The following is a 4,648-nucleotide window of genomic DNA, read 5'->3' as shown; positions in this document are numbered from 1 at the left end:
CAAGGCGGCTTGGCACCTCCGCCATAAGGATGGCGATGTTTTCCTTGAGGAAGGCAGTATTGTTGCCAAAACTCATGGCAAGGCGTTCGTGGTCCAGCGCGTAGGGGGGCTGTTCCGGCACGGAGTCGCCGTTTTCCGAGTCGGCGGGTTCCTTTGCGGGGGTATTGCGTTCAATGGCCGAAAAGAGGTCCTGTGGGCGGGTGGGCTTGGACACGAGGTCGTCCATGCCTGCATGAAGAATGCTCTGGCGGTCGTCCGGGGAGAGGTGGGCGGTCATGGCGATGATGGGGGTGCGGGGGCGCTCTTCCTGCTTTTCCAGCGCGCGGATGTGCCCCGCCGCGTCCATGCCGTTCATGATGGGCATCTGCACATCCATAATGACGAGGTCGAACTCGTGGGTGGAGAAGAGGTCCACGGCGCGTTTGCCGTCGTGCGCGACGGTGGTCTTGTGCCCAAACTGTTCCAGCATATTCAGCGCCACGTTGCGGTTAATCTCCGTATCCTCCGCCAGCAGAATGCGGCGGGGGTTTTGTGTGCGAAGCAGATGCCCTGTGCTTTGGTCCTCGTCGTCCTTGGCGGGCAGCAGCTTGGAAAGCGTCGCGTGGATGGCTTTGATGAGGAGCGGCTTGTGCAACGTTGCCGCCACCTGCGGGTGGCGCTCGTTTTCGTCGTGGGCGTTTTCGCGTGATTGCAGAAGCACAACGGGGATGTCCGCTGTGTCCGCGTTGGCCTTGAGTGTGGAAATCAGCTCGCTGCCGGGCATGTCCGGCAGCGATTCGTCCACGATGATGACCTCCACGTTCAGTCCTTTGGTCTTGGCCTGTTCCAGGGCTGTGGTGGCGTCCTTGCCGGTGGCGGCCACCATGGGGAAGAGGCCCATCTGCTCAAGGCTGGCGCGCAGGAAGCGCAGGGAGGTCGGGTTGCCGTCCACGATGATGCAGCGCCGGCCACGCATGCCCGCCGTGGCGTCATGGATGCCGCCGGGAATGGGCACGGGCGATGCGTCGAAGCTGATGGTGAAAAAGAAGCTGCTCCCCACGCCGGGCGTGGTCTGCATGGACAGCGTGCCCCCCATCAGCCGCACCAGCCGCGAGGCCACAGTCAGGCCCATGCCCACGCCGCCTGAGTTGCGGGTTGCGGTCTGGTCGGCTTGCTCAAAGGCCTTGAACACCGCGGCTTGGCGCTCCTGCGGGATGCCGCGGCCCGTGTCGCTGACCGTAAAAGTGATTTCGTTTGGCGGGGTGTGCTCCGTGTTTTGCGCAATGTCCACACGCACCTCGCCTGCCTCGGTGAATTTGATGGCGTTGGAGACGAGGTTGGCCAGCACCTGCGTCAGCCGCTGCGCGTCGCCCAGCAGGGAGTCGTGGGCGTCTTCCGCAATAGTAATGATAAGGGTCAGCCCCTTGGTCTCCGCGAGGAAGGAATAGGGCTGGAGCGCCGCAACGACGGTATCGCGCAGGCTGAAGGGGCGCGCCGAGAGGTGGACGCGGCCTTCCTCTATTTGAGTGAACTCCAAAATGTCGTTGATGATGGACAGCAGTATTTCACCCGACTGCTTGATGCCCATAACATATTCATACTGGCGGCGGGAAAGCCCGGTCTGCGAAAGCAGGTCCGCCAGCCCCAGCACGCCGTTCATGGGCGTTCGTATCTCGTGGCTGATGTTGGACAGGAAAACGGATTTCGCCCGGTTGGCCGCGTCGGCTTCGTCCTTGGAGCGGCGCAGGTTGCGTTCCATGTTATGGGTCTCTGTGGTGTCGCGGACCATCATTTGGACGAGGTTGTACTCGGCAAGGCAGGTGCTGGTGTCCGCCGGGAAGGTGGAGCCGTCCTTGCGGATGAACGTCATATGCTGGGTCCATGTATGGCCATCCAGCACCGTTTGCATGGCCTCATTGAAGACGTGCGTATCGTCCGTGCCCAGAATCCGTCCGGGCGGCAGGCCGACAAGGTCTTCTTCCTCGTACTGGAGCAGTTGCAGGGCGCGCGGATTGGCCCCTTGCAGCATGCCGGACCCGTCAAAAAGGATGATGCCGATGGAGGCGCTTTCGTAAAGGGACTTGTAGCGCTTGCGGCTGGTCTCCAGTTGCTGCTGGTTCTTTTTTTGCTGCGATATGTCGCGGATGGTCAGGCTCAGGACGTCCTGATCCTCATAGTTGATGAAAAACGCCGTTACCTCTGCCGGGAACAGGATGCCGCTTTTGGCCCTGACAAGCGTTTCAAACGTTTGGGGCGAAGCCTCGTGCAGGCGCTGCCAGACGCTGGACCACGGCTCGTCGGCAAAGTCCGGGCAGATATCCTTGGGTGCAAGGGCCAGCAGTTCCCACCGGCTGTAGTCCAGCAGGGCAACGTTGGCGGTGTTGGAGTAGACAATGGCTCCGGCCTCGGTAATCCACAGGATGCCGTCCTTGGCGTTTTCCAGCGATATGCGTGCAAGGCGCAGGTCGCGTTCGGCCTTCTTTTGGGTGGTGACGTCCACGTGGATGCCCGTGGCGCGCAGCGGTTCCCCCTTTGGGGAGAGGTCCACAATCATCCCGCGCGACTGAATCCACCGTACGGAGCCGCCAACGGTCTTGATGCGGTAGGTGACGTCTATGGCGGTGTCCCCCGGTTGGCGGCCCTTTACGTGGTGCAGCACGTGTTTGCGGTCGTCCTCTGGCATGTGGGCGAGCCAGCTGCCAAGGTCGTGGGGCATGGTGGCTTCGTCGAAGCCCATTTTCTCCCAGAAGTCGTGGCTCATGTACGCCTGCTCGCTGACGAGGTCGATTTCCCAGAGGCCTTCGGCGGCGGCAAAGGTGGCGCGTTTGTACCGCTCGCGGCTTTCGTGCAGGTCGCGCTCGGCATCGTTGCGGGCTTTGGCAATGGCGATAATTTCCGCCACCAGCTCCATCATGCCAATCTCTTCGGTGTGCCATGGCATGTTCTTGCGGGAGGCATCAATGCACAGGCACCCCAGTGCGGGACCACTCAGCTTAATGGGCACATACAGCAGCGACTGGACACCAAAATCCGTGGCGAGCCGCGCCTGATGCTCGGGACCGGTTTTCAGGCCCGTATTGTCGCGGATAAGGAGCGAGCGCCCGTCCTGAAGGGTCTTGAGGTACAGCGGAAACAGCGAAATATGCTTGCCGTCCACATGCTTTTTCAGGGGGGCGACGTCGGGGGCGCACCATTCGTGGCGCAGGGCAAGGCTTTCGCCGTCGGTCTTAAACTCCACAATGCGTGAGCGGTCGGCCTGCATGAACTGCCCAAGGATGGGCAGTATCTGCATGATGGCGGTTTCGTAGTCGTTTTCCACCAGCCGCATGGACACTTCCTTGATGAGCGAGTCCGTGGCGGCGCGGCGCGAGAGGGCATCGGCGGTTTGCTCATGGCGGGTTGCCTCGCGCGAGAGTTTGCGGTTCCAGTACAGGCTGAGGGCGAGCATGAGCAGAATGACGCCACCAAGGGACAGGCTGAGGGTGTCCGGACGCCATGTGGGAGTGCTGGCGGAAAGCCATTTTTGCTCCACGCTGCGCTGTTCCGCCTCGGAGATGGTGGTAATGGCCTTGCCCAGCACGGCGCGCAGTTCGGGCCAGTCCGGCCGCGTGCCAAAGCGGAAGTCCTGCGTATAGGGCGTTTTGAGGGCAATGTGCAGGTTGGGCGACCGGCGCAGGTCGAGAGCGTGGGTTACGCCGACAATGCTGCCGACATACGCATGGGCGGCTCCGGAGGCCACAAGATCAATGCCTGCCATGGGCGAGGTAACGTCGAGAAATTTGATTTTGGGATGCGCGGCCTTGAGCATATCCGTAAGGGCAGGGTCCCCGGTTGTGGCGACAAGGTGCCCTTCAAGGTCGCCAATGCTCTGCGGCGCGGGGGAGGACGTGTGTAAGACGCCAACAATGGGCAGGGAAAGATAGGGCTGTGTGGGGATGAGGTTGCCGGACCCTGTGGCCGCGAGGTCCGGTGCGGTCAAAAGGTCCGCGCGGCCTTGATCAACGCTTCGCTCCGGCGCATCGCTGGGCACGGGCTGAAAGCGTATGCTGAGCCGCTGCGCGAGGATGTCGAGGATGTCCTTGGTGATGCCCTTGAATTCACTGTCTATGTCGACAAATTCAAGGGGCGGGGTATCGTTTCGTACCGCCACGCGCACCACGGGGTGCACGCCCAGCCATTTTTTTTCGAATTCGGTCAGGCCCAGCTGGTCGCCACGGTGGACGTAGTTGCGGGCGGCAGGCGAGGTTACCCAGCGCTGCTCCAGCTCACTGAGCTCGGCGGAGCTGATGTTCATAAAGCCCTTGCGCACAAGGGCGGAGAGCTCGGGAGTCCGCGACGGAATGGCCGGATGCAGCGTCAGGCGAAAGCTGCTGGAAGGAAAGGCTGTAAAGTCGCTGGTCAGCCCAAGGTTGGACAAGAGTTCTTCAATGACAATGCTGGGGCCGCAGACCGCGCCAAGGCGTCCTTCGTACGCGGCCAGAATCATGGCTTCCTGCGATGAGTAGGACACAAGGGGGACGCCGGGGAGGAGTTCCTTGAGGCGTCGCTGCGCGGCGGACGCGGTGCGCACGCCGACGCTGTGCTGGGCAAGGTCGTCCACCTGGGCGTCCGGCCCGTGGGGTTTGGCCGTGTCGAGGCGGTAGCCACTGCTCTAGACTGACGGGGCGTC

1 protein-coding gene is annotated in these 4,648 nt (G+C 62.1%); it reads right to left on the bottom strand.

Translation table 11 applies throughout. The annotated features are described in order from the left end of the window. On the bottom strand, nt 1-4,579 hold a 4,579-nt coding region (locus tag ACY69P_RS14375), incomplete at its 3' end, for a response regulator (RefSeq protein WP_462327967.1). Nucleotides 4,580-4,648: the final 69 nt, after the last annotated feature.

It is taken from the genome of Desulfobaculum sp., from assembly GCF_054921475.1.
This window is presented reverse-complemented; position numbering and strand designations above follow the sequence as displayed.